Origin of the sequence: Pseudomonas sp. TH39(2020) (assembly GCF_016650715.1) — a bacterium.
GTDB classification, from domain to species: domain Bacteria; phylum Pseudomonadota; class Gammaproteobacteria; order Pseudomonadales; family Pseudomonadaceae; genus Aquipseudomonas; species Aquipseudomonas mandelii_C.
Genome location: NZ_JAEKFF010000005.1, coordinates 383,521 through 409,852 on the forward strand (window position 1 = coordinate 383,521; position 26,332 = coordinate 409,852).

Annotated in this window: 30 protein-coding genes; 13 read left to right on the forward strand and 17 right to left on the reverse strand. The window is 59.9% G+C overall.

What is annotated here, in order from left to right; genetic code table 11:
- Window positions 1-106 precede the first annotated feature (106 nt).
- From JFU47_RS06745 to JFU47_RS06755, 3 genes are read right to left on the reverse strand one after another with little or no spacing between them, the layout of a single operon-like run.
- Entirely contained in the window at window positions 107-424 is a 318-nt protein-coding gene (locus tag JFU47_RS06745) for an AtuA-related protein (RefSeq protein ID WP_140682256.1), read from the reverse strand.
- Window positions 421-1,785, reverse strand: coding sequence for an acyclic terpene utilization AtuA family protein (locus JFU47_RS06750; RefSeq protein ID WP_140682254.1), 1,365 nt, complete (start codon window positions 1,783-1,785; stop codon window positions 421-423). The genes JFU47_RS06745 and JFU47_RS06750 overlap by 4 nt, the downstream gene beginning before the upstream one ends.
- Window positions 1,786-3,078 (reverse strand): CitMHS family transporter, encoded by a 1,293-nt coding sequence (locus JFU47_RS06755; RefSeq protein WP_201181998.1) that lies wholly within the window; start codon window positions 3,076-3,078, stop codon window positions 1,786-1,788.
- A gap of 131 nt (window positions 3,079-3,209) precedes the next feature.
- On the opposite strand from JFU47_RS06755, the gene JFU47_RS06760 reads away from it, so the two are divergent.
- Window positions 3,210-4,124 (forward strand): LysR family transcriptional regulator, encoded by a 915-nt coding sequence (locus tag JFU47_RS06760; protein ID WP_201182000.1) that lies wholly within the window; start codon window positions 3,210-3,212, stop codon window positions 4,122-4,124.
- 18 nt (window positions 4,125-4,142) lie between these two features.
- Here the strand turns inward: JFU47_RS06760 and JFU47_RS06765 are convergent, their stop codons facing one another.
- Window positions 4,143-5,090, reverse strand: a complete 948-nt coding sequence (locus JFU47_RS06765) for an ABC transporter substrate-binding protein (RefSeq protein WP_201182002.1) — start codon at window positions 5,088-5,090, stop codon at window positions 4,143-4,145.
- A 204-nt stretch (window positions 5,091-5,294) separates the two neighbouring features.
- Between JFU47_RS06765 and JFU47_RS06770 the strand changes: the two genes are divergently transcribed.
- The 3 genes from JFU47_RS06770 (at window position 5,295) to JFU47_RS06780 (ending at window position 6,827) form a co-directional block, all read left to right on the forward strand.
- Entirely contained in the window at window positions 5,295-5,975 is a 681-nt protein-coding gene (locus JFU47_RS06770) for an SOS response-associated peptidase (RefSeq protein WP_140682246.1), read from the forward strand.
- A 263-nt stretch (window positions 5,976-6,238) separates the two neighbouring features.
- The gene (locus JFU47_RS06775) at window positions 6,239-6,508 is read left to right on the forward strand and encodes a hypothetical protein (protein WP_201182299.1); all 270 of its coding nucleotides are present in this window, start codon (window positions 6,239-6,241) and stop codon (window positions 6,506-6,508) included.
- A gap of 91 nt (window positions 6,509-6,599) precedes the next feature.
- The gene (locus tag JFU47_RS06780; protein ID WP_140682244.1) at window positions 6,600-6,827 is read left to right on the forward strand and encodes a DUF6555 family protein; all 228 of its coding nucleotides are present in this window, start codon (window positions 6,600-6,602) and stop codon (window positions 6,825-6,827) included.
- 57 nt (window positions 6,828-6,884) lie between these two features.
- Here JFU47_RS06780 and JFU47_RS06785 read toward each other — a convergent pair whose 3' ends face one another.
- The 3 genes from JFU47_RS06785 to JFU47_RS06795 are packed head-to-tail and all read right to left on the reverse strand — an operon-like array spanning window position 6,885 to window position 8,113.
- Window positions 6,885-7,043, reverse strand: coding sequence for a hypothetical protein (locus JFU47_RS06785; RefSeq protein WP_170206228.1), 159 nt, complete (start codon window positions 7,041-7,043; stop codon window positions 6,885-6,887).
- 60 nt (window positions 7,044-7,103) lie between these two features.
- Window positions 7,104-7,415 (reverse strand): AzlD domain-containing protein, encoded by a 312-nt coding sequence (locus tag JFU47_RS06790; RefSeq protein ID WP_201182301.1) that lies wholly within the window; start codon window positions 7,413-7,415, stop codon window positions 7,104-7,106.
- Window positions 7,415-8,113 carry an AzlC family ABC transporter permease gene (locus JFU47_RS06795; RefSeq protein WP_201182004.1) on the reverse strand — a complete coding sequence of 233 codons (699 nt, stop codon included), beginning with the start codon at window positions 8,111-8,113 and terminating at the stop codon, window positions 7,415-7,417. The genes JFU47_RS06790 and JFU47_RS06795 overlap by 1 nt, the downstream gene beginning before the upstream one ends.
- Window positions 8,114-8,531: 418 nt before the next feature.
- On the opposite strand from JFU47_RS06795, the gene dapA reads away from it, so the two are divergent.
- The 3 genes from dapA to JFU47_RS06810 are packed head-to-tail and all read left to right on the forward strand — an operon-like array spanning window position 8,532 to window position 10,809.
- Complete coding sequence (gene dapA / locus JFU47_RS06800; protein WP_201182006.1) at window positions 8,532-9,407, forward strand: 4-hydroxy-tetrahydrodipicolinate synthase; 876 nt, start codon at window positions 8,532-8,534, stop codon at window positions 9,405-9,407.
- 60 nt (window positions 9,408-9,467) lie between these two features.
- Window positions 9,468-9,842: a DUF2784 domain-containing protein gene (locus tag JFU47_RS06805; protein WP_201182008.1), complete on the forward strand. Its 375-nt coding sequence runs from the start codon at window positions 9,468-9,470 to the stop codon at window positions 9,840-9,842.
- A 49-nt stretch (window positions 9,843-9,891) separates the two neighbouring features.
- Window positions 9,892-10,809, forward strand: coding sequence for a LysR family transcriptional regulator (locus JFU47_RS06810; protein WP_201182010.1), 918 nt, complete (start codon window positions 9,892-9,894; stop codon window positions 10,807-10,809).
- Between the two features lie 2 nt (window positions 10,810-10,811).
- On the opposite strand, the gene JFU47_RS06815 is transcribed toward JFU47_RS06810, so the two are convergent.
- The 6 genes from JFU47_RS06815 to JFU47_RS06840 all read right to left on the reverse strand — a co-directional run bounded on the left by JFU47_RS06815 (window position 10,812) and on the right by JFU47_RS06840 (window position 17,616).
- The gene (locus JFU47_RS06815) at window positions 10,812-12,389 is read right to left on the reverse strand and encodes a sensor domain-containing diguanylate cyclase (RefSeq protein ID WP_201182012.1); all 1,578 of its coding nucleotides are present in this window, start codon (window positions 12,387-12,389) and stop codon (window positions 10,812-10,814) included.
- A 947-nt stretch (window positions 12,390-13,336) separates the two neighbouring features.
- Window positions 13,337-14,104 carry an ABC transporter ATP-binding protein gene (locus JFU47_RS06820; protein WP_201182014.1) on the reverse strand — a complete coding sequence of 256 codons (768 nt, stop codon included), beginning with the start codon at window positions 14,102-14,104 and terminating at the stop codon, window positions 13,337-13,339.
- A 21-nt stretch (window positions 14,105-14,125) separates the two neighbouring features.
- Entirely contained in the window at window positions 14,126-14,839 is a 714-nt protein-coding gene (locus tag JFU47_RS06825) for an ABC transporter permease (RefSeq protein WP_201182016.1), read from the reverse strand.
- Window positions 14,836-15,525, reverse strand: a complete 690-nt coding sequence (locus tag JFU47_RS06830; protein ID WP_123367973.1) for an ABC transporter permease — start codon at window positions 15,523-15,525, stop codon at window positions 14,836-14,838. Before JFU47_RS06830 ends, JFU47_RS06825 begins: the two co-directional genes overlap by 4 nt.
- A gap of 93 nt (window positions 15,526-15,618) precedes the next feature.
- Entirely contained in the window at window positions 15,619-16,407 is a 789-nt protein-coding gene (locus tag JFU47_RS06835; protein WP_201182018.1) for an ABC transporter substrate-binding protein, read from the reverse strand.
- 39 nt (window positions 16,408-16,446) lie between these two features.
- Entirely contained in the window at window positions 16,447-17,616 is a 1,170-nt protein-coding gene (locus JFU47_RS06840; RefSeq protein WP_201182020.1) for a M20 aminoacylase family protein, read from the reverse strand.
- A gap of 121 nt (window positions 17,617-17,737) precedes the next feature.
- Between JFU47_RS06840 and JFU47_RS06845 the strand changes: the two genes are divergently transcribed.
- Window positions 17,738-18,691: a LysR family transcriptional regulator gene (locus JFU47_RS06845; RefSeq protein ID WP_201182022.1), complete on the forward strand. Its 954-nt coding sequence runs from the start codon at window positions 17,738-17,740 to the stop codon at window positions 18,689-18,691.
- Between the two features lie 247 nt (window positions 18,692-18,938).
- Here the strand turns inward: JFU47_RS06845 and JFU47_RS06850 are convergent, their stop codons facing one another.
- The gene (locus JFU47_RS06850; RefSeq protein ID WP_201182024.1) at window positions 18,939-19,466 is read right to left on the reverse strand and encodes a DUF3087 domain-containing protein; all 528 of its coding nucleotides are present in this window, start codon (window positions 19,464-19,466) and stop codon (window positions 18,939-18,941) included.
- Window positions 19,467-19,677: 211 nt separating this feature from the next.
- On the opposite strand from JFU47_RS06850, the gene ppnN reads away from it, so the two are divergent.
- Window positions 19,678-21,051, forward strand: a complete 1,374-nt coding sequence (gene ppnN / locus JFU47_RS06855) for a nucleotide 5'-monophosphate nucleosidase PpnN (protein ID WP_201182025.1) — start codon at window positions 19,678-19,680, stop codon at window positions 21,049-21,051.
- Window positions 21,052-21,127: 76 nt separating this feature from the next.
- On the opposite strand, the gene JFU47_RS06860 is transcribed toward ppnN, so the two are convergent.
- On the reverse strand, window positions 21,128-22,189 hold the full coding sequence (locus JFU47_RS06860) for an alpha/beta fold hydrolase (protein WP_201182026.1): 1,062 nt from the start codon (window positions 22,187-22,189) through the stop codon (window positions 21,128-21,130).
- Between the two features lie 117 nt (window positions 22,190-22,306).
- The gene (locus JFU47_RS06865) at window positions 22,307-22,570 is read right to left on the reverse strand and encodes a DUF2790 domain-containing protein (protein WP_201182027.1); all 264 of its coding nucleotides are present in this window, start codon (window positions 22,568-22,570) and stop codon (window positions 22,307-22,309) included.
- A 185-nt stretch (window positions 22,571-22,755) separates the two neighbouring features.
- On the opposite strand from JFU47_RS06865, the gene JFU47_RS06870 reads away from it, so the two are divergent.
- The 4 genes from JFU47_RS06870 to JFU47_RS06890 all read left to right on the forward strand — a co-directional run bounded on the left by JFU47_RS06870 (window position 22,756) and on the right by JFU47_RS06890 (window position 24,652).
- Complete coding sequence (locus tag JFU47_RS06870; protein WP_017339377.1) at window positions 22,756-23,496, forward strand: response regulator; 741 nt, start codon at window positions 22,756-22,758, stop codon at window positions 23,494-23,496.
- Between the two features lie 197 nt (window positions 23,497-23,693).
- Window positions 23,694-23,996, forward strand: coding sequence for a phage infection protein (locus JFU47_RS06875; RefSeq protein ID WP_201182028.1), 303 nt, complete (start codon window positions 23,694-23,696; stop codon window positions 23,994-23,996).
- Window positions 23,997-24,146: 150 nt separating this feature from the next.
- Complete coding sequence (locus tag JFU47_RS33080) at window positions 24,147-24,320, forward strand: hypothetical protein (protein WP_242485107.1); 174 nt, start codon at window positions 24,147-24,149, stop codon at window positions 24,318-24,320.
- 107 nt (window positions 24,321-24,427) lie between these two features.
- Window positions 24,428-24,652 carry a hypothetical protein gene (locus JFU47_RS06890; RefSeq protein WP_010455083.1) on the forward strand — a complete coding sequence of 75 codons (225 nt, stop codon included), beginning with the start codon at window positions 24,428-24,430 and terminating at the stop codon, window positions 24,650-24,652.
- A 108-nt stretch (window positions 24,653-24,760) separates the two neighbouring features.
- On the opposite strand, the gene JFU47_RS06895 is transcribed toward JFU47_RS06890, so the two are convergent.
- Entirely contained in the window at window positions 24,761-26,200 is a 1,440-nt protein-coding gene (locus tag JFU47_RS06895) for an FAD/NAD(P)-binding protein (protein WP_201182029.1), read from the reverse strand.
- Window positions 26,201-26,332 lie beyond the last annotated feature (132 nt).

Here is a 26,332-nt window from a genome sequence, read left to right on the forward strand (position 1 = left end):
GCAAAAATCCTTCGCCCATTTATCCTTCGTCGGCCCGCAGGTCGCTGCAGGCCGAGGTTGGATAAGGGTACACAGTGTTTGGTTCCGGCGTCGCCTCATCACGCGCTCATAGTTCCAGGTCGAGCAATGCCGCACCCAGCGCTTTGCCGTGGGCATCGAGCGCCAGGGAGCGGGTCACGCCGCCGCGCAGAATGCCCGGCAAGACGAAATTGAGCGCATGGACGTTCGGCAACTCATAGCGCCGCACCGGCGGACTGCGTGGGCCGAGCAGTTCGGCGAAATGCTCGGTCACCCGCTCCACCGTCAGCCACTGACACAGGCGCGGATAGTCTTCGGCACGAAAGGCAATCACTGAGATGTTGGAGGTATCGCCCTTGTCACCCGTTCGAGAGTGGGCCAGTTCACGCAGTTTGATGCCACTCATACGCTGTCCTCCAAATGAACCTGCAGAGTGACGGCATCGCGCGGCAGCAATAGCGAAGCCACCGCCACCACCTGCCGCACCGACTTGCTTGCTCCGCCACCGCCGTAAGGGCCATTGGTGTAGAGGGTTTCCACTTCATTGCCGATGCGCAGCGCTTCGGCGCGATCGGCGCAACGTGCCGCCACTCGCAGGCGCACTTCCCAGGGTTCACTGTCCGTCCGTGAACCCAATTCAGTACCGTGCAAGGCATCGACGCCGATCAACTCAGCGCGGATCTCCTCAAACACCACGCCCGTCAGTTTCAAGCGTTCCAGTACCACCTCTCGCGCCAATCGCCCTCGCGCCAACGCGCCCGGCCCGCCATAGGACATCTGGCCCTCGCCGATCCAGCCATCGAGATAACCCACCGAGACTTTCAATGACTGCGGTCGTGCCCGGCCGTCGGCGCCTTGGGCCATCACCCGGTCCGGCCCTTGGGCCGTGAAGGACACACCCGAAAAATCGGCAGTGACGTCCGGTGTCAGGTAGGCGGCCGGGTCATGCACTTCATAGATCATCTGTTCGGTGCATGTCGCTGTATCGATGCGCCCGCCAGAACCGGCGACTTTGCTGATCACCGCGCGCCCCGTGGCATCCACCTCGGCCAGTGGGAACCCCAGGCGCGCCAGATCCGCCACCTCCTTGAACCCCGGATCGGCAAAATAACCACCGCTGATCTGCCCTGCACACTCGAGCAAATGCCCCACTAGCGTGCCGCGTCCCAACAGCGGCCAATCATCCGCCGCCCAGCCGAATTCGAACATCTGGGGTGCGAGGAACAGCGAAGGGTCCGCCACACGGCCGGTGATGATCACATCGGCATCGGCGTGCAGCGCGTCGATGATGCCTTCCACACCCAGATACGCATTGGCCGAAATGACGCGATCACCCAGGGACGCCAACGTGCTGCCGTTATCCAGGGGCTGCGACAGATCGCGCAACAGTGTCGCCAGTACATCGTCACCGGTCAGCGCCGCCACTTTCAGCCCTGACAAACCCAATTGTGCGGCGAGCCGTCGGACTTCGCGCGCCGCGGCCAGCGGATTGGCGGCGCCCATGTTGGTGATCACCCGCAAACGTCGGCGCTGGCCATCCGCGCCACGACCGACAAAGGGCAGCACGCGACGCATGCGCTCCCCCAGCAACGGGTCGAAGCCCGCTTCCGGGTCAACCAGCCGTGCCTGCTGGGCCAGGGCGATGGTGCGCTCGGCCAGGCATTCGAACACCAGATAGTCCAACTCACCGTGCTCGGCCAGTTCGATGGCCGGTTCGATGCGGTCGCCGGAGTAACCGGCACCGGAGCCGATGCGTAAGGTTTTCATTCAGAAGACTCCAAGAAGCAGCGCTGTCAGGGTCATGAGCACCGAGGCCGCGAACATAAACGGGATGGTGAAGCGCTGGTGATCCGCCAGTTCGATCTTGCACAACCCCACCAACAGAAAGGTCGCAGGGGTCAGCGGGCTGACCGGGAACCCGGTGGTGTGCACGCCCAGCAATGACGCTTGGGCCACTTGCACAGGGTCGACGCCCAAGGCCCGGCCGACTTCAGCCACCACCGGCATGATGCCGAAGTAGAAGGAATCGGGATCGAACAGCAGGCTCAAGGGCATGGAGATGAAGCCCACCACCATCGGAATCAACTTGCCGTGCCCGGCGGGAATCTGCGCCACCGCGACCTCGGCCATGGCCTTGAGCATCCCGCTGCCCTGCATGATCCCGGTGAACACACCGGCCGCCAGAAGAATGCTGGCCATGGTCAGCGCCGTTTTCGCATGGGCGTCGATGCGTGCACGTTGGGCATCGACGTTGGGGTAGTTGAGGCACAAAGCGAGCACCGTACCGAGCATGAACATCACCACCGGGTCGACAATCCCGGCAATCATCACGCCCATCACCACCACGGTCAGCACCAGATTGACCCAAAACAGTTGCGGCTTGCGCAACGCGTTCTCGGCGTCGCTCAGCACCCGTTTCGGCATCACATCCACCGACACTCCGGCACCTAGACCCAAGCGCCGCTCTTCTCGACGACCGAGGAACCAGGCGCAGGTAAAGACGAACACCAGCCCCACGAACTGTACGGGGATCAGTGGTTGAAAAAGGTCGGCCACCGGCACATGCAATGCCGCCGAGGACCGCAGGACCGGGCCGGTCCATGGCAGGAAATTGACCCCGGCGGCCATGGCCGTGACACAGGCCAGAATGCGCTTATCCATGCCCAGCCGCGTGTACAACGGCAGCATGGCCGGGATGGTCACCAGGAAGGTGACAGCCCCCGAACCGTCCAGGTGCACCAGCAACGCCAACAGCGCAGTGCCCATGACAATACGCGTCGGACGGGTACCGACCCGGTGCAGGATCCGGTCGATGATCGGGTCCAGCATGCCGGCATCCGTCATCACGCCGAAAAACAGAATCGCGAACACAAACATCCCGACCACGGGGGCCACGTTCTTGATACCGGTAATGATGAAGGCACTGGTCTGCAGACCGAATCCACCGATCAGTGCGGCGATGATCGGCAGGGCGATCAAGGCAACCAGGGGTGAAAGGCGTTTGCTCATGACAGCAGCAAGCAAACTGAGAATAGTAATGACACCGAGTGTGGCAAGCATGGGCAGATCCTGTTCGTCATCTCTGATCGCATGGGCGATGAGACGCGCTGTTGTTGTTTTCACCGAGTATTGGAATTGCAGGTAATCTTTGTAAATTGAAATGTTCGGTAGCCAGCATTCGGAAAAACAAAATGAAGAATTCGATCCAACACATCCGCGCCTTTCTGGCCGTTGCACAAACCGGAAGTTTTTCCAGGGCGGCGGTGGCGGTGAACCTCTCGCCTTCGGCATTGACGGTGCAAATTCAACAACTGGAGGATTGGCTCGGCGTTGCCCTGCTCGAACGCAGCCCACGCCACGTCAGCCTCACCAGCGCCGGACAAAGCGCATTGCGGCCAATGGAGAAGTTGCTGCTGGACCTTGAAAACATCGTCACCGCCTCGCGGGACCTGGCATCGTTGCGCCGCGGCGTCGTGACCATCGCCGCCCTGCCCTCGCTGTGCGCCTCAACCCTGCCACCCCTTCTGAAGCGGTTTCGCGAGCAGTTTCCGGGCGTGGAAGTTCGCCTGCGGGACGTCGTCGCCCAGCGTATCGACACGCTGGTACGCGATGGAGAAGTGGATTTTGGCCTCGGCGTCCGGGCACGAATGAGCCATGGGCTGGAATTTCAGGTGGTCATGGAAGATCGGCTGTGCCTGTTCGTCCCCGCCGATCACCCGCTGGCCCAGCGACGCTCAGTCACCTTGGGCGAGTTGACGGCTCAACCGATCATCCTGACCGGGCGCGACAGCAGCGTGCGCGAATTGGTCGAGCAACTGTTCGCAGACGCGCAACTGCCGTTGTCGCCGGGACTGGAGGCCAATTACATGTCGACGGTGCTGGCGCTGGTGCGTCAGGGGCTGGGCATGAGCCTGCTGCCTGAGTCGGCGGACGACGGCCGCGATGATCTGGTCAAAGTGCCGGTGGATCATCCGGGCGTCACACGCTCTATCGGCCTGATCACCCGCACGGGGCAAGCCATGGCGCCCGCCGCGCTACGCTTCATCGAGATGCTGCAAAGCAACTCGACCGGCTTGCACACATTCGCGCAAGAAGCGACCCGGTGATTACGTAACGCCGCACGTTTACTCAGCCAACGCCTGCTGAAACGAGCTGTCGATAATCGGCGCGGTCGCCAGCGCAGTCGGCAGCGCTTTTACCTTGAACAGGAAGTCCGCCGTGCTTTGCAGGTCCTTCGCTGCCTGCGCATCCACCGGGCCGACGGTCATGTGGGCCTGGCGCAACCAATGGCGCGAGACGTTCTGGTCAAGGTTGGCTTTCTTCGCCCAGAGATCGGCGTACTCGTCGGTGTGGTTGTCGACCCAGGCCCGGGCCTTTTTCAGGCGTACCAGAAAGTCGGCAATGGCTTCGCGTTTGCTGTCGATCGACGGCGTCGAGGCGGCGATAGCGCTGAGGCCGGACATCAGGTTCTTGGCGGTGAGGATCGGCCGGGCGCCGGAGAACAGAATCTGCTGGGAGATGTAAGGTTCCCAGACCGGGAACGCGTCGATGCTGCCCTGAGGCAACGCGGCGGCGGCATCGATCGGCATCAGTTTGATGAAGTCGACATAGTCTTCCGGCAGGTCGGCTTTTTCCAGGGCGCGCAGGGTCAGTTGCTGGCTCCAGGCACCGGGCCAGTAAGCGACTTTCTTACCCTTCAAATCGGCGATGGTTTTGACCGGCGAATCCTTGGGCACCAGCAAGGCGATGGTGTCGGGGTTCTGCCGCGACACGCCGATCAGTTTCACCCGCGCCTGCCTGGCGGCGAGGAACAGAAAACCCGAATCGCCGAGAAAACCCAGATCCAGCGCGCCGGTATTCAGCGCTTCGGCCAGTGGCGCGGCGGCCTGGAAGTGCTTCCAGTCGACGGTATACGGCGCGTCTTTCAGTACGCCCGAGGCCTCCACCGAAGCGCGAATGTTGTAGTAGTTCTGATCACCGACGTGCAGGACGACGGGCTCGGCGGCGTAAGCCAGTGGTGCGGCGAACAGTGCGCTGGTCAGCAGACTGCGCACGAATCGGGACAGGTTCATCGGGGGCTCCTTGAGGGTGATTGCGATAGACCATAACGCTCTTACAAGAAGCTTTTAAAATTCGATTTATGCATAAGCTCATGACCAGCTGCGAACAGTGTTTGTCCAGCAACAGCGCCAAAACAGACTGTTTTCCCTTGAACAGTAATCTGAGCAACTAAGCTGAAATCTTCAGCCAGAGCGCTTCAATCAGAGCATCAGCCTATGTGCGGACGCCTGTCGCAATATCGAGGCATTCACGATTTTGTCGCGGTGCTGAGCATCCCCGACGCGTTGATCAACCACGTCGGGGACGAACCGTTGGCCCGCTACAACGCGGCGCCCACCACGCAACTCGCCCTCCTGCATCTGGAGAGCAACGGCCTGCACGCCGATTTTCAGCGCTGGGGATGGCGGCCGCACTGGGCGAAAGATCGGGCGGCACCGATCAATGCGCGGGTCGAAAAAGTCGCCCACGGCCCGTTCTTCCGGGCGATCTGGCCGCACCGCGCGATAGTGCCGATCGACAACTGGTTCGAATGGGTCGACGCCGGGGATTCGACGAGGCAACCGTGGCTCATCCGCCGACGGGACCGGGCGCCGATTTTATGCGCGGCGATCGGACAGTTTCCCGGCCCGGGTGGTGAGCCGCGGGCCGATGACGGTTTTGTAATCATCACTGCCGACAGTGCGGGCGGCATGCTCGACATTCATGACCGGCGCCCCGTGGTGTTGTCTGCGCCGCTGGCGCGGGAATGGCTTGACCCGGCCACCCCCAAAGAACGCGCGGAGCAGCTGGTGCTGTTGCAAGGCGAAGTGAGCGAGGTTTTCGAGTGGTACAAGGTTGACAGAGCGGTGGGCAATTCAAGAAATCAAGGCGCTGCGCTGATTGATGAAATCCCATAAACGTATCAATACAGACATATATGCAGGCATCAGTAACAGTTATATATACATATTGAACACTTGATCGTTACACATGTTGTCTCACCCAAGAAACACCTCGCTTTGATTGCGACTTAACCTGACAACCGCCTGTCTGACACTTCGATACATTTAGAATAACTATGGATAGCATGCGCGCCGCATTCCCTCGGCACCCCGCAATTGACCAAAGAGTCAATAAACCAAGGAAATCCCTACAACAACAAGCCTTGCAGAGAATTAAATTGCGCGACGATTTCACAATTAATCAAGTCGATGGTCTGGCGTGTGTTTATCTTTCGAAGACAGAACATTACCCACTCGACTGTTTTATCGGGCAATACATAAAGACCCGCAACCTGCATTCAATTGCCACTATCGGCAACCTCCTGCGTACAACCCTCGAACGCTATCCGGGTAAACCTCCGGTCATGGTCAACGAGTTGAACGCCTGGATCGACAAGGCCTTGGGTTATCGGGCCGCCCACCCCGATTTTCTGCTGGAAGACGTTTGAGTTGATGGACCGGGTTCATTCAGCCAAAGAACTGAACGAACCCGACCTCGAACCACTCTCAATAACTGAGCTTCGGCCCGAGGAGGAATATATGAGCAAACTCGTCCCCTATGCCGTGCACTATATGTTCGACGGCGTTCGTCAGCACTTTTTCAAACTGGCTGAACAGTTTTCCGATGTCGATGCGATACATTCGGCTTCCGCCCATGCTTATCCCGACTCCGGTCGTCAAATCGCCGCACACGCCAACCTCGAAACTGCGCGTACCAAAGCGCAGCAATTGGGCATTACACACATTCGCTGGAATGAAGCGATCTGATTTAATAATCGCCCAATGAAAAGCCCCGCTTGATAGCGGGGCTTTTTGTATGTGCTGTCAGGGCTTCAACGGAATCTCTACATCGCGGTCTGACAGGCTTTTGCCGTCATCGGGGTGTTTCCAGTCCGGTATCTCATGCTTCTGCCGCTCGATCTCCTCTTCCGTGGGTTCATCCACCTCTTCATCCGGGTCCGGACGCTTTGGATCATTAGCCATGCTCACCTCTCTTCCTGAAGGGATCTCCTTTAAGCGTAGAACAATTTCGACGGGAACGACTTAGAGCCACCAACGCAGCAAACAGAAGAACCCCATGCTCAACAACATGCTGAGCAAGGTATTACGGGTGTAAAGCACCAGCCCCACCGCCACCAGCGAACTGATCAGGTACGGGTTATCCCACTGCAGATTCAACTGCTTGTCCGGCATGAACACGATCGGCCCACAGATCGCCGTCAACATGCCCGGCACCGCAAAACCCAGGAACTGCCGCGCATTGCTGCTCAAGCGCACGGGCAGTCGCGGCTCCAAAAACACATAGCGGTTGAGGAACACCAATAGCCCCATGCCGAAAATCACTGCCCAAACCATCATGTGCGTTCACCGTAGAATTTGTTGCAGATAAAACCTGCGGTCATGCCCGCCAACCCCGACAGCACCAGCGCCGAGCCCCATTGCCAGTAGCTGAACAGCACCGAGCAGAACAGCGACACCGCCACGCACACCACGGTCGGCACGTTTCGCACCACCGGGGTGATCAGGGCGATAAAAGTCGCCGCGATGGAGAAATCCAACCCCAGATGTTCCAGCCCCGGAATGCTGCTGCCCAGCACGATGCCGGCCAGGGTGAAGAGGTTCCAGGCGATGTAAAACGTCAGGCCGACACCCAACGCATACCAGCGGTTGAACTGTTGTTTGTCATGCGCACTGGTCAGGGCGAACAGCTCGTCGGTGAGCAAAAAGCCCAACCCCACACGCCAGCGCCCCGGCAACGGCGAAATCACCGAACGCATGCTCATCCCGTAGAGCAAATGCTGGGAGGTCAGCAGCAGTGTGGTCAGCAGAATCGAAAAGATCCCGGCACCGCCCTTGAGCATGCCGATCGCCACCAGTTGCGCCGCCCCGGCAAACACGATGCTCGACAACCCCTGGCCTTGCAGGGGCGTGAGATTGGCTTCGATGGCCATGGAACCAGCCAGCAGTCCCCACGGCGCGGTGGCCAGGGACAACGGCATGATCGCCGCAGCGCCGCGAAGAAAGGCACTGCGCGGCATGAATGAATTGGACATAACGCTCTACAACCAGGGAAAGACCTCAGACTGTGCCAGCAGCCGCGGCGGCTGGCTTGAACAATCTTGCGCACTTGGTCCGCCGCCAGGCACAACGGCAGAATGCGTGCGGAGTTCGCTGATTTTCGCGATTGACAAAAATCGCGCGGGCTTTTAAAACTGAGCGCCTCATTCAGGGTGTAAGCAAGTATGTCCGCAACCTTCAACCTCAACACTGTCGTCATTGGCTTGAATGCCAAGGCGCAAGGTTGCGTTGCGCACGCCCTCAAATCGAAGAAACAGTCGCTCATGTGACCGGGGCGCGCTGTCCCGTCAGATGAGCTGACAGGACATTGAGCGCTACGGACACCCTCCCCTTGCTTACTGCCTTCTACGCTTCTGACGGTGACGAAATCGGTCAACCTTCAGGAGTACGTGCATGTCATCGTTTCAAGGTATTTGGGTTCCCCTCGTTACGCCGTTTCGCAACGGTGCGATCGATTTCGTCGGCTTGCGCCGGCTGGTCAATCATCTGTTGGAAAAAGGTGTCGATGGCGTTGTGGTCTGCGGTACCACGGCGGAAGCGGCGGCACTGAGCAAACACGAGCAACTGGCGGTACTCGATGCGGTGCTGGCGCAGGTGCCGGCGGAACGGGTGGTCATGGGCCTGGCCGGCAACAATATGACCGAGCTGCTGCAATTTCAGAGCGAGATCCTGAAACGTCCACTGGCTGGTTTACTGGTGCCGCCGCCGTATTACATCCGCCCTTCCCAGGCGGGCCTCGAAGCGTTTTTCAAAACCGTCGCCGATGCCTCCAGCGTTCCGCTCATTCTTTACGACATCCCTTACCGCACCGGCGTGGCGTTCGAGCAAGCAACACTGCTCAACATCGTCGCCCATGAGCGAATCGTCGCGATCAAGGATTGCGGCGGCAATCAGGCCAATACCCTGGCGCTGCTGGGCAGTGGCAAGGTCGACGTGCTGTGCGGCGAAGATAACCAGATCTTCAGCGCCTTGTGTCTGGGCGCCAAAGGCGCCATTGCCGCTTCGGCGCATGTTCATCCGGAGCTGTTCGTGGCGTTGTATCAACAGATCCGCGACAACCAGTTGGCGGCCGGTCGAGCCACGTTCTTCCAACTGCTGCCGCTGATTCAAAGCCTGTTCATCGAACCCAACCCCGCCCCGGTGAAAACCGCCCTGGCCCTCGAAGGCTTGATCGACGACGAACTGCGCGCGCCGATGCAACGCAGCAGCGAAACCACGGTGGTGCGTCTGAAGGAAGTGCTGGCGACGTTGAACAGCAACAATCGATAGAGCGCCAGCAACCCGCCCGAGTACCATGGAGCCATTCGCATAACGCGTCAGGGAGTCGACATGCTTTACCGAATCGCCGCCGACGGGCTGGTCCTGTTCCACCTGTGGTTCATTCTGTTTGTGCTGTTCGGCGGGCTGCTGGTGCTCAAATGGCGCCCCCTGATCTGGTGGCACCTGCCTGCGGCTGCGTGGGGCGTGTCGGTGGAAGTCTTCCACCTGCCCTGCCCGCTGACGCAGTGGGAAAACCTCATGCGCGATGCGGCCGGGCAAACCGGTTATAGCGGCGGTTTCATCGAGCATTACGTGTGGCCGGTCATTTACCCGGCGGGCCTGACGCCGGCAATTCAGCTGGGACTGGGCAGCGTGGTGCTGGCGATCAACGTGCTGGTCTACTTTAGATTGATCAGGCTGTGGCAGCGCCCAACGGGCGCGTAGCTGCCGCAGGCTGCGATCTTTTGATCTTGTTCGTTCAAGGACTCTGCCCATGTTATCGATTGAAGATCTCAGCTTGCTGGAAGCCATCCGCGAAACCGGCAGCCTGTCCCGGGCCGCTGCCCACTTGGGCAAGGCGCCCTCGACGGTGTCCTACGCGGCGCGGCAACTGGAGGAACGCTTTGACGCCTTGCTGTTCGACCGTCGTCGCTACCGCTTGCAGCTGACCCCAGCGGGTGAATTGCTGGTGAACGAGGCGGCGCGACTGATGCAAGACGTCTCGCGACTGACCCAGCGGGTGCAGCAAGTGGCGAATGGCTGGGAGAGCCGCCTATGGATCGTCACCGATGAGTTGCTCGAATTCGAAGCGTTGATCCCGGTGATTCACGAGTTCGATGCGCTGGAGTCCGGCGTGCCGTTGCGCATCACTCAGGAAGTCCTCAAAGGTGTTTGGGAAGCCCTGCGTGAAGGCCGCGCGGACTTGATCATCGGCGCCACCAACGAACCACCGGCGATCCCTTCCTTGCGCTGGATGCAACTGGGGGAAATGGAATGGGTGTTCGCGGTTTCGCCCAGGCACCCGCTGGCCAAGGCCCAGGAGCCGATATCACGCGCCATGGTTGCGCAGCACCGGGCGATTGTCGTGGCCGATTCGTCCAGGGTTACCGAAGGCAGCACTTACGGCGTCTCCGTCGGCCAACCGGTGCTCGCCGTGCCGACGATGCGCGCCAAGATCCTCGCCCAGTGCGACGGGTTGGGCGTGGGTTGGTTACCCAAGCATCGGGTCAGCTCGTTACTGAAGAACGGCACGCTGGTTGAAAAACAGATGGCCGACCCGCGTGAGCCGAACATTTTGTATGCCGGCTGGCGTGGCGATCATGACGGCCGCGCCTTGGGCTGGTGGCTGGAAAAACTCAAGCAATCGTACCTGTCCACCAAACTGGTTCAGGGCAGTGACCGGTTTGTTTGAATTCAGTTGGCAATGACGCTCATGTTCCGGCCGCTGGCCTTGGCCACGTAGAGCGCCTTGTCGGCGGCCCCCACCAGATCATTGGGCTGGGCTTGTGACGCCGGATCGTAAGCAGCGACCCCCAGGCTGACCGTCACCGTGCCTTCAGCCCCTTCACTGTGTTGGATACCCGCCTGCTGAACCGCGCGGCGGATTTTTTCCGCCACCAGAAATGCCCCCACATAGTCGGTGCCGGGCAGTACCACCGCAAACTCTTCGCCGCCATAGCGGGCAGCCAGGTCGCCGGGGCGCTTGATGTTGTCCCTGATGATCGTGCTGATGCTACGCAAACACTCATCGCCGGCCACATGGCCGTAAAGATCATTGAAGCTCTTGAAGTGATCGACATCGATCATCAGCAGCGCGAGGTGGGTCTGGTTGCGTCTGGCGCGGCCCATTTCGGCGAGGATGAACAGATCGAACTGACGCCGGTTGGACAGTCCTGTCAGCGCGTCCTCCAGCGCCAGCAACTCAAGACTGCGGTTGACCTCGATGAGTTTTTCCTGCGCATCCAGCAGAACGTTCTGCACGTGATTCTGCTGCTTCATGAGGCGAATGAGGCGATAACCGAAGACGCCCAGGAACCCCAGAAACAACGACACGATCCCGGCACTCAGCAGTACCTCCTTACGCCAGACGGCCAAGACTTCATCTTTATTCAGCGCTGCAAAGATGATCAGCGGATAACCGTCGACCCTACGAAAACCGACCACCCGCTCGACGCCATCCACATAGGACGGGACCGTTGCCGTGCCTGAATTGCCCTTGGGCAACAGTTGCGTAAACAGCGGCCCTTTGGCGACGCTGGTGCCGATTTCAGTTTCTTTGAACGGCCGGCGAACGACGATGGTGGCGTCATCGGCGATCAGGTTGATCACGCCGTTATGGCCCATGTCAATGCTGTCGTAGAGCCCGAGGAAATGGCTGAGATAGATCGTTGCCAACGCCACACCGGCAAAACGGCCATCCGGATGATTGACGCGACGGGACACCGTCATGATCCATTCACCGCTTGAACGGCTCTTGATCGAGGGGCCGATGTGGGGGCCGCGGTCGGGATGATCGCGATGGTAGATGAAATACTCACGATCGGCGTTGTTGGCATTGGGCAGGACGGCGCCGTTGGAATTGGCAATCCAGCGCCCTTCTTCGTCATAGATAAACAAGCCATGGAGCTGGCTCAACTCACTGCGCTGGGCGCTGAGCAAACGCTCCAGCCGGGGTAACCGGGCCTGGTCGATGCCGTCGTTTTCGAGGCGGTCCACGAGGGTCAACAGCAACGTATCGGCTTGCTTGATCGATGCCTGCGCTTGCGAGGCCAGAGTCTGGGCAAGGTTGGACATCGCCACTTCTTTGTCGTGCAGATGGTACTGACGCGAATTCCAGGCTTCCCAAATCACGATCGCCGTCATGGACAGGCACACCGCGACCAGCAGAATCACCGCAGAGCGAACCTTGAGTGTGGCCCCGACTTGCTCGGCGACCCAAGGCACGCCATGGCGGGATTGTTCAATACGATTGTTAACGGACGGATGACCCATGACGCTCCCTGAATATTGATCACAGGGCGAATCTTCCCGTTCACCCTTTTTATGACCCCTGACGGGTATGAGCCGCCTGGTGGCAGGCGACTATGCCTCATCAAACACCCGATAGGTTGATCTACGCGAGAAGTATTCGCACGGCTGTCTCGACAAACGGCGTAATGCTGTTCACTTAGGGGTGGGGTACATATCCGTTTCTGCGGTGATGGCTGATTACGGTTTCGCTCTTACAGCGACTCACTTTTCCAAACGCCGAAAAGTAAGCAAAACGCTTTGCCCCTCCATTCGGTGCCTCGCTTTGGCTCGGCATGCCCTCACTCCGGCATTGCTCCGGGGGCCCGCCGCCATCGGCCATCCATGGCCGGGGGCGGCTACCGCGGCATCCTTGCCGCGGTGCCCCCTGCGCAACGCCTGCGTTCGGCCTCTGGGAAAGGGGCGGCAGATCTGAAGCCAAAGCAAAGCAAAGCAAAGCAACGGCAAGATCAACAGCATCGCGAGCAAGCCCGCTCCCACATTTGGATGGGGTACACCCGCAAGAGATTGGTCGGCTACCAGGCCGCCATCGCAGCGATGCGGCGACCCGACAAGCCAGCTCCCACAATGAATCGGCGTACAGCTTTTGCTTCTCACCACTCATCAGGCCGAGCGTTAGCTCGCCTTCAACTTTTGATCTTGACGCACCGCCCTCTCGAGAGGCCGAGTGGAGGTTCTGCGCAGTGGGCAACCCGGCATGGATGCCGGGTTAGCCGCCCCCGGCCATGGATGGCCGATGGCGGCGGGCCCACGGAGCAGGACTGGAGCGAGGGCATGCCGAGCCTAGGCGAGGCACCGAACGAAAGGGGCAAGAGCCCTTGGTTACTTGGGGCTTTTCCAAGTGACCCGCTGTAAGAGCGGAACCAAAAGCAGCCGTGACCGCAGAAACGGATATGCACACAAAAAACAAGCTACTTGAGGCTTCCCGCCAGAAACTGCTGCAACCGCTCGCTGTCCGGCTTATCCAGAACAGTAGACGGTACCCCCTGTTCTTCAACCCGGCCCTGATGCAAAAACATGACGTGGTTCGACACCTGCCGGGCAAACGCCATCTCATGGGTGACCACCACCATCGTCCGCCCCTCTTCGGCCAGCTGCTGCATGACCTTGAGCACCTCGCCCACCAGTTCAGGGTCCAGGGCGGAGGTCGGTTCGTCGAACAGCATCACTTGCGGTTCCATGGCCAGCGCACGCGCAATGGCGACGCGCTGTTGCTGTCCACCGGAAAGATGGACCGGATACTGCGTCTCGACCTTCGCCGGCAAACCTACCTTGGCGAGGTAATGCCGCGCCCGCTCCAGAGCCTCCGCCCGACTGACACCCAGCACGCTCATCGGGCACTCGATGATGTTTTCCAGCACCGTCATGTGGCTCCATAGATTGAAGTGCTGGAACACCATCGACAGCTTGCTGCGCATGCCCTGCAACTGCGCGGGATCGACCGCACACAAATCCCCCCTTGAGTTCTTGCGGGTGAGCAGCTCTTCGGCATTCACGACGATGCGCCCGGAGGATGGTTGTTCGAGATGGTTGATACAGCGCAAGAAGGTACTTTTCCCCGACCCCGAAGAGCCGATGATGCTGATCACGTCACCCGCCCTGGCCTTGAGTGAGACACCCTTCAATACCTCATGGCTGCCGTAGTTCTTATGCACATCTTCAACGATCAATTTATACATTCGAGCATGTCCAGTGAGGGGTCAGTGCGTCCGCGGTTTGAGGTAGCCGAGCCAATGCAGTTCGCCGCGACGAAACAGCCAGATCAGGAAAAACGCGCTGGCGGCATACAGCACCCCGGCGATCCCGAACGCGGCAAAGGATGCATAAGTCGCCGAGTTGACGTCCCGGGCAATCTTCAGCAAATCGGGGACCGTGGCGGTAAACGCCACCGAGGTGGAATGCAGCATCAGAATCACTTCATTGCTGAAAAACGGCAGGGCCCGACGCAACGCCGACGGCAAAACTATCCGGCGATAGAGGGTGAACCGGCTCATGCCATAGGCGCTGGCGGCTTCGATTTCGCCATGGGCAGTCGCCCGGATGGAACCGGCGAAAATTTCGGTCATGTAGGCGCAGGTATTGAGCCCGAACGCCAGCACCGTGCAGTTGAACCCGTCACGGAAAAACGCGTTGAGAAAATCCTGGGATCGAACCACATGCAAGCTGTACACCCCGGTGTAGAAAAACAGCAGCTGGATGTACAACGGGGTACCGCGAAACACGTAGGTGTAGCACCAGACCGGCACACGGATCAGCGGGTTGCGGCTGACGCGGGCAATCGCCAGCGGCACCGCGAGCAGGAAGCCCGTCACCACCGAAAGAATGAGCAGCCACAAGGTCACTGCCAACCCGGAAAAGTGTGGCCCGTCATTCCACAGATACGCCTGCCAGTAATTTTCGAGAATGCCGGTCATAGCGCAGCCTTCCTGACACCCACCGAATAGCGGTGTTCGAGCCACATCAAGACAACGTTGGACACCGTGGTGATGGCGAGGTAGATCAGGCCGCCGACCAGCGTGAAATAGAAGAACTGCAGGGAGCCCTTGCCCGCATCCTGGGTGGCTTTGATGACATCGGTCAGGCCGATGATCGATACCAGCGCGGTCGACTTGATCAACACCTGCCAGTTATTGCCAATGCCCGGCAATGCGTGGCGGAGCATTTGCGGGAACAGGATTTTGCGAAAGGTTTTGCCACGGGTCATGCCGTAGGCTCTTGCCGCTTCGATCTGGCCAGCCGGGACCGCCTGGAAGGCGCCGCGAAACGTCTCGGTAAAGTAAGCCCCGTAAATGAAAGCCAGGGTGATGACGCCGGCCAGAAACGGGTCGATGTCGATCTGAGCGATGCCCAGCCAATCGGTCATCCGGTTGAGCAGCATTTGCAGGCTGAAGAACAGCAACAGCATGATCACCAGGTCCGGCATGCTGCGAATCACCGTCGTATAACCGGTGGCCAGCGCTCGCAACAAACGGTTGGAGGACAACTTGGAACTGGCGCCGAGCAGCCCGGCCAGGACCGCGATCAACAATGACCATAACGCCAGTTTGATAGTGGCCAGGGTGCCCAGCAGGATCTGCGGGCCAAAGCCTTCCAGAAGCATTTCACTCTCCTTGTTCTTATTAGGTCGAGGTGGAGGGGGGATGCTGCGATGGAGCGGCCAGGCGACCGCTCTGTTTCAAGGGCCGAAGGGACGTTACTTCGCGCCGTAGACGTCGAAATCGAAGTATTTTTTATTGATCCGCGCGTAAGTGCCATTGGCCAGAATTGTCGCCAGGGCTTTGTTCAAGTCTTCGCGTAACTCGACATCGCTCTTGCGCAAACCGATGCCGTCACCGACGCCGAAAAAGGCCGGGTCATCCAGGGTGGCGCCGGCAAATTCATAGTCCTTGCCCTGCGCGGTGTTGAGGAAGCCGTGGCTGGCTTGAATGGCGCCCTGCACCGAGGCATCGAGTCGGCCCACCACCAGGTCCGCATACACCTGGTCCTGATTTTGGTAGGAGAGCACGTCGATGCCCTTCGAACCCCAGACGGCTTTGGCATACGCCTCCTGAGTCGAACCCTGCTCCACACCAATGCGTTTGCCCTTGAGCGACTCGAGGGTGGGCAGCAGGCCCGATCCACGCTTGACGACCAACCGTGCCGGCGCATTGGAGACCTTGTCGGTGAACGCAATCTGCTCCAGGCGCTTGGGCGTCACGGTCATCGACGACGCCACCGCGTCGAACTTGCGCGCCAGCAGCGCCGGGATCATGCCGTCCCAGCTGCTTTCAACCCAAATGCAGCGGGCCTTCAGCTCGGCACACAGCGCCTCGGCGATGTCGACCCCGAAGCCGGTCAGCGTGCCATCCTGGTTCTTGTATTCCAGTGGTGGATACGTGGGGTCGACCCCCAGTTTCAGGACTTTGCCAGACCAGTCGGCCGCGCCGGCCATTCCCGTAGCCGTCAACAACACCAGTGAAACAGCCGCAATCATCTTGTTCATTATTTTTGCTCCTCTCAGGCCCAACGAAAATACGGCGACTCAACCCAGAAAGCGTTCGACCAACTTGACCCAGTAACTCGCCCCGATCGGCAGGCAGGCATCATTGAAGTCATAGCCGGGGTTGTGCAACAGACACCCGCTATCGCCTTCGCCGTTGCCGATCACCAGGTAACTGCCGGGGCATTTTTCCAGCACAAAGGCAAAGTCCTCACTCGCGGTGAAGGGCCGCAGGTCGTCGATCAGTTGCCCTTCTCCCAACCATTCGCGCGCAACTTCTCGGGCAAACGCGGTGGGCTCGGGATGGTTAATCAACACCGGATGACAATGTTGATAATCGATGTGGGCCCGGGCGCCAAAACTGGCTGCCTGACCGTTGACCAACTCGGTAATCCTGACTTCGAGCAAGTGGCGAATCTCGGGGGTCAGGGCACGCACACTCAGGCTCATCTCGGCACTGGACGGAATCACGTTCGAAGCGCTGCCGGCATGCAGGGAGCCCACCGTGATGATCGCCATTTCCTGCGGATTGACGTTGCGCGAGACGATGCTTTGCAGGGCGATCACGATCGACGAGCAGACCAGCACCGGGTCGACCGCCTTGTGCGGCACCGCGCCATGCCCACCGTTGCCGATGATTTTGATGTTCACCGTGTCGGCAGACGCCATGAACGGGCCGCTGTAGAACCCCAGATGCCCGACGGGATAACCCGGTACGTTGTGCATGGCGAAGATCGCGTCACACGGGAACCGTTCGAGCAGGCCCTCCTCCAGCATTTTCCGGGCACCGCCCAGGCCTTCTTCGGCCGGCTGAAAAATCAGATTCACCGTGCCGTTGAACGCACGGGTCTGCGCCAGGTGTTTAGCAGCCGTTAGCAGCGTTGCCGTATGACCGTCGTGGCCGCAGGCATGCATGACGCCGTCGATCCGGCTGGCATAGGGCAAACCGGTGGTTTCCTGAATCGGCAGTGCATCCATGTCGGCGCGCAAACCAATGGACCGGCCCTCGCCATTTTTCAGGGTGGCGACGACGCCGGTCTTGCCTACACCCGTGCAGACCTCAAACCCCCACTGCGTCAAACACGCGGCAACCCGCTCACTGGTGGCGAATTCTTCAAAGCCCAACTCGGGGTGCGCGTGAAGGCTGTGGCGCAACGCGATCATTTCCTCTTGGATGGCTGCAATACCCGGCAAGACTGGGTCGGCGATCATTGTTGTATTCCTTCGATAAGACCTGAGCGGTTGCTGAGTCGGATCTTAGGGAACGGGCTCTGGGCTGGGGAGGCCCAGTTTGGTTATGATGACAACCCTAGGTTGTCACCAGGGTGAGCAGATGAAACTCCATCAATTACAAGCACTGATTGCCAGCGCCGAAACCGGCAGCATCCGCGCCGCCGCGCGTTCGCTGGACATCTCCCAGGCCGCCGTGACCAAAGCGCTGCGCGAGCTGGAAACCAGTCAGCAGCTACCGCTGTTCACCCGAACCCCCAGCGGCCTGAACTTCACCGAATACGGCAAAGTATTGCTGACCCACGCCCGGCTAGTGATCAAGCAGCTGGAGCATGCGCAGACCGAACTCGATCACATGCGGGGCAAGGCCCAGGGGCGGCTCTGTGTCGGGGTCACGCCCTGGATCGCCCTGACCTTCTTGCCCGAGGTGGTTCTGGCGTTTCGCGAGCGCATGCCGCAAATCCGTCTGGAGCTGTACGAAAGCCTGATGGCCGTGGCCCAGCCGTTGTTGCGTGATGGCAGCATGGATTTTGCGATTGGCCAGTTGCACCCGGCGCAATCGACCCAGGAGTTTGCCTGCGAAACCTTGCTCGATTACCAGACGTCGGTGCTGGTCCGTCAGGGTCATGCTCGGCAGGACGCTCGGTCAATTCATGAGTTACTGGAGCAGAACTGGACGCTGAACTACGCGCCGGACGGACACGACGGGCTGATGCAGGCGTTGTTCTGGAAACACGGTGCGCAGATCGATGAGAACCGAATCGTTCGGGCCCATTCACTGGCCATCTTGCAGATGATGGTCGAGCGGGCCGATATGTGTACCTGGGGACCGTCCATCGTGAGCGTTGCCCCGCCCTTCCTCGGCCGGGTGGTTGCCCTGGAGCTGGCCGAGCAGTTCGAACCCCGGCAGCTGAGCATCGTGACACGACGCAATGGCTCGCTGAGCAATGCAGCGCTGTGCTTTACCGATTGCCTGTTGCAGGTCATTCGGCGCCATGCGCGCTCGGCCAGAAAGGAAGACAGGGAACTGTTTGAAACCCTGCGGCTGCGGGTTTAAACGCCAAAACACGATCCCTTTACGTTCGGCTCTGTAGCAGCTGTCGAGCTTGCGAGGCTGCGTTCGGCGGCGCAGCCGTCGTGAAATCAGACGACGCGGTGTTTCAGAAAAACCTCGCACTCAGGTTTTGCGACTGCTGCGCAGCCGAACGCAGCCTCGCAAGCTCGACAGCTGCTACAGAGCCGGACGCAGGCTTCGACAGCTGCTACAGGGATCGCGTTGGCTGAATGGCATTAGATCCAATGTTTTAGCGTGACGCCTGCTTCACGGCCTCGATCCAGGCGGGATTCAATTGCGTCTGATCCGTCTCGATGCCCAGCGCTTCCATCCGCACCTTGTGCTGATCCATCTCGCGGGTCAATTGGCTGTGATCACTGGAGTTGCCGTCCAGCTCGTGCATCTGGCTCAACCCCAGATGGTAGAAACGCAGCAGCTTCATGGCCGCCGGATCCTCCTTCTCCACCGCCGCCGTCACCTGATGCATGACGTTGGTGATGCTCATCAGGCTGCGCTTGAGCTGCCAACCGTAAACCGCCGGGGCCATCCATGGCTGGGTCCAGAACGTGCCGCGCATCAGCGCGGCCATCAGCAGCACCGACACAAACACGCCGCCGACGTTGAATCGCAGATTGTCGCCACCGGGTTCGCCGAACAGCGCCACCGCCGTGGTGGACAACACCATCGCCAGGGCCAGGAAAATCAAGGCTATGATTATCGTGCTGCGTCGCGTCTGGCTTCGATAGCGTTCGGGGTTCTGCGGCTGGATTTCGAACATCGCGACGGGGTTCCTTGAGGGCATGGGTAAAAAGGCTGCGGGGCATTATCGCCTCTGCAGGGGATTTAGCTATGCTGAGGCTCCTTTTCATCTTTTCATCGTCAAACGGGGAAATGGCGATACAGCGCAGTTCGTGCCATCTTCTTTCATGGATACATACTATTCGGATGCCCTTTGCCTGTATGAATGGCATCGTTTTAAGGATCATTGAATGACCCAACGACAAGTAATCAACGCCTCGGTCAGCCCAAAAGGCAGTCTGGAAACCCTTTCTCAACGTGAAGTACAGCAACTGAGCGAAGCCGGATCCGGCAGCACCTACACCTTATTCCGCCAGTGCGCCCTGGCCATCCTCAATACCGGCGCCCATGTCGATAACGCAAAAACCATCCTCGAAGCCTACAAGGACTTCGAAATCCGCATTCACCAGCAGGACCGCGGCGTACGCCTGGAACTGCTGAACGCCCCGGCCGATGCCTTCGTTGATGGCGAAATGATCGCCAGCACCCGGGAAATGCTCTTCAGCGCCCTGCGCGACATCGTCTACACAGAAAACGAACTCGACGCCCAGCGCATCGACCTGAGCACCTCCCAGGGCATCAGCGACTACGTGTTCCACCTGCTGCGCAACGCCCGCACCCTGCGCCCCGGCGTCGAGCCGAAGATCGTGGTGTGCTGGGGCGGCCACTCGATCAACACCGAAGAATACAAATACACCAAGAAAGTCGGCCACGAACTGGGCCTGCGCAACCTCGACATCTGCACCGGTTGCGGTCCCGGCGTGATGAAAGGCCCGATGAAAGGCGCGACCATCGCCCACGCCAAACAGCGTATCCACGGCGGCCGCTACCTCGGCCTGACCGAGCCAGGCATCATCGCCGCCGAAGCGCCTAACCCGATCGTCAACGAACTGGTGATCCTGCCGGACATCGAAAAGCGTCTGGAAGCCTTCGTCCGCGTCGGCCACGGCATCATCATTTTCCCGGGCGGCGCCGGCACGGCCGAAGAGTTCCTGTACCTGCTCGGCATCCTGATGCACCCGGACAATGCGGGCCTGCCCTTCCCCGTGGTTCTCACCGGACCGAAACATGCCGCGCCGTATCTGGAGCAACTGGATGCGTTTGTCGGCGCCACCTTGGGTGACGCCGCGAAGCAGCACTACGAGATCATCATCGACGACCCGGCTGAAGTCGCGCGTCAAATGACTCAAGGCCTAAAAGCGGTCAAACAGTTCCGCCGCGAGCGCAATGACGCGTTCCATTTCAACTGGCTGCTGAAGATCGACGAAGGCTTCCAGCGTCCATTCGATCCGACCCACGAAAACATGGCCAACCTGAAACTGAGCCGCAACCTGCCGGCCCACGAACTGGCCGCCAACCTGCGCCGCGCGTTCTCCGGCATCGTCGCCGGCAACGTCAAGGACAAAGGCATCCGCCTGATCGAAGAGCACGGGCCGTACCAGATCCGTGGCGACGCGGCGGTGATGCAACCGCTGGATCAACTGCTCAAGGCCTTCGTCGCCCAGCACCGGATGAAACTGCCGGGTGGCGCGGCGTATGTGCCGTGTTATCAAGTGGTTGCGTAATAAAGCTAATGTGAGCTGTAACCTTTGAAGATCATTCCCACGCTCCCGCGTGGGAATGATCTCGCGGCACTCATGCTCAGAGGTGATCCGCGTCGATCACTGCCTTGGCAAAGGCCTGCGGATCTTCCTGCGGCAAGTTGTGGCCGATGCCGCCGTTGATGAGTCGGTACTCATATTTGCCGGTGAAACGCTTGGCATAATCCTCGGCAGCCGGATGTGGCGCCCCGTTGGCATCACCTTCCATGGTGATGGTCGGCACCGTAATGACCGGGGCCTTGGCCAGCCGCTGCTCCAGTGCCTCATATTGAGGTTCGCCCTGAATCATGCCCAACCGCCAGCGATAGTTGAAGATCGTAATAGCCACATGATCGGGGTTGTCCAGGGCCGCCGCGCTGCGGTCGAAAGTCGCGTCGTCGAACGTCCATTTCGGGGAGGCCAGCTCCCAGATCAACTTGGCGAAGTCGTGGCGATTTTTTTCGTAACCGGCCTGGCCGCGTTCGGTAGCGAAGTAGAACTGGTACCACCATTGCAGCTCGGCCTTGGGCGGCAACGGATTCTTGCCGGCGGCCTGATTGCCGATGAGGTAGCCGCTCACCGAGACCAGCGCCTCCACCCGCTCCGGCCAGAGCGCCGAAACGATGTCCGCTGAGCGCGCGCCCCAGTCGTAGCCACCGAGCACCGCCTTCTTGATCTTGAGCGCATCCATAAAGTCGATGACGTCACTGGCCAACGCGGCGGGCTGGCCGTTGCGAACCGTCTTGTCGGACAGGAAATGCGTGTCGCCGTAGCCCCGAGCATACGGGATCAGAACCCGGTAACCCTTGGCCGCCAACAAGGGCGCCACTTCGCTATAGCTGTGAATATCGTAGGGCCAACCGTGCAGAAGAATCACCACCGGACCATCGGCGGGGCCGACTTCGGCGTAAGCCACATTCAGCAACCCGGCGTTGACATGCTTCAGCGGGCCGAACGAGTCCGCCTTCAGAGTAGCGGCGCTGGCCACCACGGGCTCTGGCGTCGCGGTTTGCGCATTGGCAGCACCAAGGGCACCTAACTGCATCAGCGCGAAAGCGAGGACCGATGGGCCAAAGAAACGACGACGTGAGTCGTTTTTTTTGCTCAATACATTCATCTTCATGGTGATTTCCCTGGAAGTCATTGACCTGGTGTTCTGGACGACGTGAGTCAGCCATCGCGGGGGGATGAGCAGACTGCGCGTTCATCGGTTTTGACAGCGATGAGCGTAGTGGAAAGATCAGCCGCCCTGATTGCCGCACTCTGCGAATTTGCTGTAATCGAGGACTTTCTGCGCGCCGCTGGAATCGAGATAGGTCAGGCGGGCTTCGACAATGCCGCAATTGCCGCCGTCGTTGTTGACGACGGAAACCACTTTCTTGATATCCAGGTGGGTGCCGTGAGAAGTTGTCTGCGACGGCGCTTGAACATCGGCATGGGCCGAAAACGCTGCAACGTTCAGGAGCGCGAAGAAGCTGGCGGCAATCAGTTTGTTCCAGTTCATGGTGATTTCCTCAGGGTTGCAAATGGGCGGTGGTTGCGAGGCAAGCTGTGTTGTCTCGATGGAACCCATTTAATCGGCCCGAGGTATCTGCCATGTGTCGTAGAACCGGAATTAATAAGGCGTAAGGTGTCTCCGGGGGCGCGAGATACAGTGCGATACAAAGCGAACAACAAGAGGCTTGAGCGATGGAACATGTGAACCACATCCTGATCGTCGACGACGACCGGGAGATTCGCGAGCTGGTCGGCAATTACCTGAAAAAGAACGGGCTGCGCACCACCGTCGTCGCCGATGGCCGGCAGATGCGCAGCTTTCTGGAAACCAATCAGGTGGACCTGATCGTGCTGGACATCATGATGCCCGGCGATGACGGCCTGCTGCTGTGCCGTGAACTGCGCTCGGGCAAACACAAAGCCACACCGATCCTGATGCTCACCGCACGCAACGACGAAACCGATCGCATCCTCGGCCTGGAAATGGGCGCCGACGACTACCTGACCAAACCCTTCGCTGCCCGCGAATTGCTGGCGCGGATCAATGCCGTGTTGCGCCGCACCCGGATGTTGCCGCCCAACCTGCTGATCACCGAAAGCGGCCGGCTGCTGGGCTTCGGCCGCTGGCGCCTGGACACCACCGCCCGGCACTTACTCGACGAAGACGGCACGATGGTGGCCCTCAGTGGCGCCGAATACCGTCTGCTGCGGGTGTTCCTCGATCACCCGCAACGGGTGCTCAGCCGTGACCAGTTGCTCAACCTGACCCAGGGCCGCGACGCCGACCTGTTCGACCGCTCGATTGATTTGCTGGTCAGCCGTCTGCGCCAGCGATTGATGGATGACTCACGGGAATCGACCTACATCAAAACCGTGCGCAGCGAAGGCTACGTGTTCTCCTACCCGGTGGAATTGCTCGGTGCGGAATCATGAAGCGCTCCCCCAGCAGAACCTGAGGAGACTTTTTCATAGGGTTTTGTATCCGTCTGTATAAGAACCCGCGACAGATACGCAGATACCGATTTCGGCTTGTTCGAGCACACATCACCGATACACCCGAGCGTTTAACTGTGATCACCGGATAGCAGCAGCTACCGACCCACTCAAACTAAACGCACGGAGAATCACCCATGTTCAACTTCTCGAAAGTCTCGTCCCTGGCACTCGGTCTGGCACTGGTTAGTGGTCTCGGCCTGTCGAGCCTGGCGTCGGCCCACACCGGCAATGCTGCGTCCCCTGTCCAGGTTCAACAACTGCTGGTGGAAGGCGGCTCCGATCGTCTGATCGAGAATCGCGTGGCCGAAGGCGGTGCCGACCGTCTGCAAGAACTGCGCGAACGTGTGGCATCGGTCAGCCCGAGCAATGCGGTACGCGGTGGAGTAGTTGTCGCGGAAAATCGCGCCGAGTTCGGCTCGAAATATCAGCGGTATTGAATGCCCTGGTGATCCCCATGATCGTTCCCACGCTCTGAACTGCCCCCCAAAGGTTGGACACAACCTTTGGGGGTGTCATGGGTAAGTACACAGAGCACGTAAAACTGGCAGCGGTGCAGGACTATGGTTCCGGTAGCGCGGGTTTAAGGGATGTTGCGCACCGCCGAGCGCGAAGGCTTTTATCAGTGGGTCGGTCCGCCCATGGACGTGGAGACGGCGCTGTATTCCGCTAACACCCAGCAACAGGCGCTCGACGAGATGAACCGCGATGGGCGTCTGGAACAACTCAAGCAGCGCTGGCTCAGCGACAACACACCCCGCTGACAGTGGATTAACGCGCTCGATAACAACTATGCGTCAGGGTGTTTTTTCATCGCGATGCTCCAGCACTACAGTGGCCCCATCTTCTCCCCACGCTCTGGAGCACCATCATGAAAAGCATTATCGGTCTTGGTTTCGCCCTTTCGGTTCTTGGCGCTACCTCCGCCATCGCCGCCCCTCACGCCACCTCGCAGGTCGTTGCAGCGGCCAAAGTCAGTCAACCGGCCACACTGAACGTGAACACCGTCGGTGTTGATCACAAAGACAGCCAGGCGAGCAAACTCTACGTCGCTGAAAACCGCCCTGAGTTCGGTTCGAAGTATCAGCGTTATTGATCAACGGCGTTGCGCCGCTTGAAACAACAAACCCCGGGTAGATCCGATCTCCCCGGGGTTTCTTGTCTTTAGTGTTGAAATACAGACTCGAGATATCTATAGCAGCTGCTACAGGGCCGGCGTTGTTGTCAGGCGAGCGGCGAGCGCCTTGGCCTGGCTCGCGACGTCAGTCACTGCGGTGCTTTCCCACCAGATGCCGCGCAACGGTGGCCCCATGGCGAACAGACGGCTGGCGGCGTGTTCATCGGCATCCAGCACCGCACCATCGACTGCCGCCGCAATCCCCAGCGCCAACGGCCCCGGCCGAACAAGTCCGCGGGCCAACAGTTGCTGTGGCAGCGGTCGGGCGACCCGCCGCCAGTCGTATTCGATGCCGCTGGAATTGATCAATGCCGCGCCGCTGACAACGGTGGTTTCTGCCTCACCCCGACGACGGATGCGGATACTGACTTCACCGCCCGAGGAAGGCTCCAACCCTTTGAACGACGCCGCCTGAATCCGCAACCGCCCTTCCTTGTGCAATCGCTCCACCAGTTCGGCACTCAACGGCGGCGAGCGGTGGTGATGGCTTTCCCACCACGGCCGCACATGTCGCACAAACTGTCGGCGCTGCACATCCGTCGCCTGATTCCACAAGCGGCCGATATGCGCCCGCACCGTGTCGAGCGGCGCCTGCCAGTCGATGCCTTGAGCGATGGCGTCCCGGCAATGCCGACGCAGTTCGCGCACCAGCTGTCGCGGTGTGCGAATGCTCTGATCCTCGGCGAGAAAGTCTGCCCAGGCCGGAGGTTGCCGACGCACGTGAGGCAGCAAGCCATGTCGGGAAAACACTTCGATCGGCCCGCGATGCCCGGCCTGTTCCAGCGACACCACGGCATCGACCATGGTCAGGCCCGAACCGATGATGAGCACGGTCGACTGCGGATCGAGCTGTTGCATGGCGGTGACATCCCACGGATCAAGTGCCGCCGCGTTCAAGCCGCTGGACTCGGTCTGTGGCGTACGCGCGGCGGGAAACATCCCCGTGGCCAACACCGCATAAGCGCCCTGCAAGTGCTGCCCGTCACTCAACGTCAGCAACACAGAATCGTCTCGGGTTTGCAGGTCAACGACCTCGGCCCGCACATGCTCGACCGTTGACCCGTTTAACGCCCCCACCGCTTGCGCTTCGGCCAGCCGCTGCTGCACGTACAGGCCGAAAATCCCCCGCGGCGGGAACAATTCGCTGACCGGCACATGTTGCTCGTCAGACTCCGGCCAGCCGCCGGCCGCGATGTACTCGGCCAGCCATTGGGTCAGGTCGTCGGCGTTGTCCGGGTCGACGCTCATCCGCGCCGCATTGCCGTTGAGCGTATGGCCCAATTCGACCGCGCTATACGCCTCGCCCCGTCCCAGTTCGGCGCGGGGTTCGATCACCAGCACCTTGCGTTTGCCCGGCAGGCGCAGCAACTGCGCCGCCAGCATTGCGCCGCTGAGGCCGCCGCCGACGATCAGGATGTCCGCGTGGCGGATGGCGTCGGTGGCCTGTCCGCTTTGGGTTTCAGTCATGGCGTTCTCACTGCTCAGTGTTTCATCTCAAAAATCTCTTGGACGATAATAGGCGCCAAACCCATGGAAGGTTCATCAAGCAGTACCAAAGTAGGACAGAGAACCCACGCTCCGCACCTGATCGTTCCCACG

Excerpts from the sequence above, each read along its gene's own strand:
- JFU47_RS06890 (WP_010455083.1), top strand. The coding sequence starts at position 24,428 with ATGAAAAGCATTATCGGTCTTGGTTTCGCCCTTTCGGTTCTTGGCGCT.
- JFU47_RS06755 (WP_201181998.1), bottom strand. The coding sequence starts at position 3,078 with ATGCTTGCCACACTCGGTGTCATTACTATTCTCAGTTTGCTTGCTGCT.
- dapA (WP_201182006.1), top strand. The coding sequence starts at position 8,532 with ATGTCATCGTTTCAAGGTATTTGGGTTCCCCTCGTTACGCCGTTTCGC.
- JFU47_RS06850 (WP_201182024.1), bottom strand. The coding sequence starts at position 19,466 with ATGTTCGAAATCCAGCCGCAGAACCCCGAACGCTATCGAAGCCAGACG.
- JFU47_RS33080 (WP_242485107.1), top strand. The coding sequence starts at position 24,147 with ATGTTGCGCACCGCCGAGCGCGAAGGCTTTTATCAGTGGGTCGGTCCG.
- JFU47_RS06870 (WP_017339377.1), top strand. The coding sequence starts at position 22,756 with ATGGAACATGTGAACCACATCCTGATCGTCGACGACGACCGGGAGATT.
- JFU47_RS06830 (WP_123367973.1), bottom strand. The coding sequence starts at position 15,525 with ATGCTTCTGGAAGGCTTTGGCCCGCAGATCCTGCTGGGCACCCTGGCC.
- JFU47_RS06810 (WP_201182010.1), top strand. The coding sequence starts at position 9,892 with ATGTTATCGATTGAAGATCTCAGCTTGCTGGAAGCCATCCGCGAAACC.
- JFU47_RS06895 (WP_201182029.1), bottom strand. The coding sequence starts at position 26,200 with ATGACTGAAACCCAAAGCGGACAGGCCACCGACGCCATCCGCCACGCG.
- JFU47_RS06805 (WP_201182008.1), top strand. The coding sequence starts at position 9,468 with ATGCTTTACCGAATCGCCGCCGACGGGCTGGTCCTGTTCCACCTGTGG.
- JFU47_RS06845 (WP_201182022.1), top strand. The coding sequence starts at position 17,738 with ATGAAACTCCATCAATTACAAGCACTGATTGCCAGCGCCGAAACCGGC.
- JFU47_RS06820 (WP_201182014.1), bottom strand. The coding sequence starts at position 14,104 with ATGTATAAATTGATCGTTGAAGATGTGCATAAGAACTACGGCAGCCAT.
- ppnN (WP_201182025.1), top strand. The coding sequence starts at position 19,678 with ATGACCCAACGACAAGTAATCAACGCCTCGGTCAGCCCAAAAGGCAGT.
- JFU47_RS06865 (WP_201182027.1), bottom strand. The coding sequence starts at position 22,570 with ATGAACTGGAACAAACTGATTGCCGCCAGCTTCTTCGCGCTCCTGAAC.
- JFU47_RS06785 (WP_170206228.1), bottom strand. The coding sequence starts at position 7,043 with ATGGCTAATGATCCAAAGCGTCCGGACCCGGATGAAGAGGTGGATGAA.
- JFU47_RS06840 (WP_201182020.1), bottom strand. The coding sequence starts at position 17,616 with ATGATCGCCGACCCAGTCTTGCCGGGTATTGCAGCCATCCAAGAGGAA.
- JFU47_RS06825 (WP_201182016.1), bottom strand. The coding sequence starts at position 14,839 with ATGACCGGCATTCTCGAAAATTACTGGCAGGCGTATCTGTGGAATGAC.
- JFU47_RS06835 (WP_201182018.1), bottom strand. The coding sequence starts at position 16,407 with ATGAACAAGATGATTGCGGCTGTTTCACTGGTGTTGTTGACGGCTACG.
- JFU47_RS06795 (WP_201182004.1), bottom strand. The coding sequence starts at position 8,113 with ATGTCCAATTCATTCATGCCGCGCAGTGCCTTTCTTCGCGGCGCTGCG.
- JFU47_RS06815 (WP_201182012.1), bottom strand. The coding sequence starts at position 12,389 with ATGGGTCATCCGTCCGTTAACAATCGTATTGAACAATCCCGCCATGGC.
- JFU47_RS06780 (WP_140682244.1), top strand. The coding sequence starts at position 6,600 with ATGAGCAAACTCGTCCCCTATGCCGTGCACTATATGTTCGACGGCGTT.
- JFU47_RS06790 (WP_201182301.1), bottom strand. The coding sequence starts at position 7,415 with ATGGTTTGGGCAGTGATTTTCGGCATGGGGCTATTGGTGTTCCTCAAC.
- JFU47_RS06750 (WP_140682254.1), bottom strand. The coding sequence starts at position 1,785 with ATGAAAACCTTACGCATCGGCTCCGGTGCCGGTTACTCCGGCGACCGC.
- JFU47_RS06765 (WP_201182002.1), bottom strand. The coding sequence starts at position 5,090 with ATGAACCTGTCCCGATTCGTGCGCAGTCTGCTGACCAGCGCACTGTTC.
- JFU47_RS06860 (WP_201182026.1), bottom strand. The coding sequence starts at position 22,189 with ATGAAGATGAATGTATTGAGCAAAAAAAACGACTCACGTCGTCGTTTC.
- JFU47_RS06760 (WP_201182000.1), top strand. The coding sequence starts at position 3,210 with ATGAAGAATTCGATCCAACACATCCGCGCCTTTCTGGCCGTTGCACAA.
- JFU47_RS06770 (WP_140682246.1), top strand. The coding sequence starts at position 5,295 with ATGTGCGGACGCCTGTCGCAATATCGAGGCATTCACGATTTTGTCGCG.
- JFU47_RS06875 (WP_201182028.1), top strand. The coding sequence starts at position 23,694 with ATGTTCAACTTCTCGAAAGTCTCGTCCCTGGCACTCGGTCTGGCACTG.
- JFU47_RS06745 (WP_140682256.1), bottom strand. The coding sequence starts at position 424 with ATGAGTGGCATCAAACTGCGTGAACTGGCCCACTCTCGAACGGGTGAC.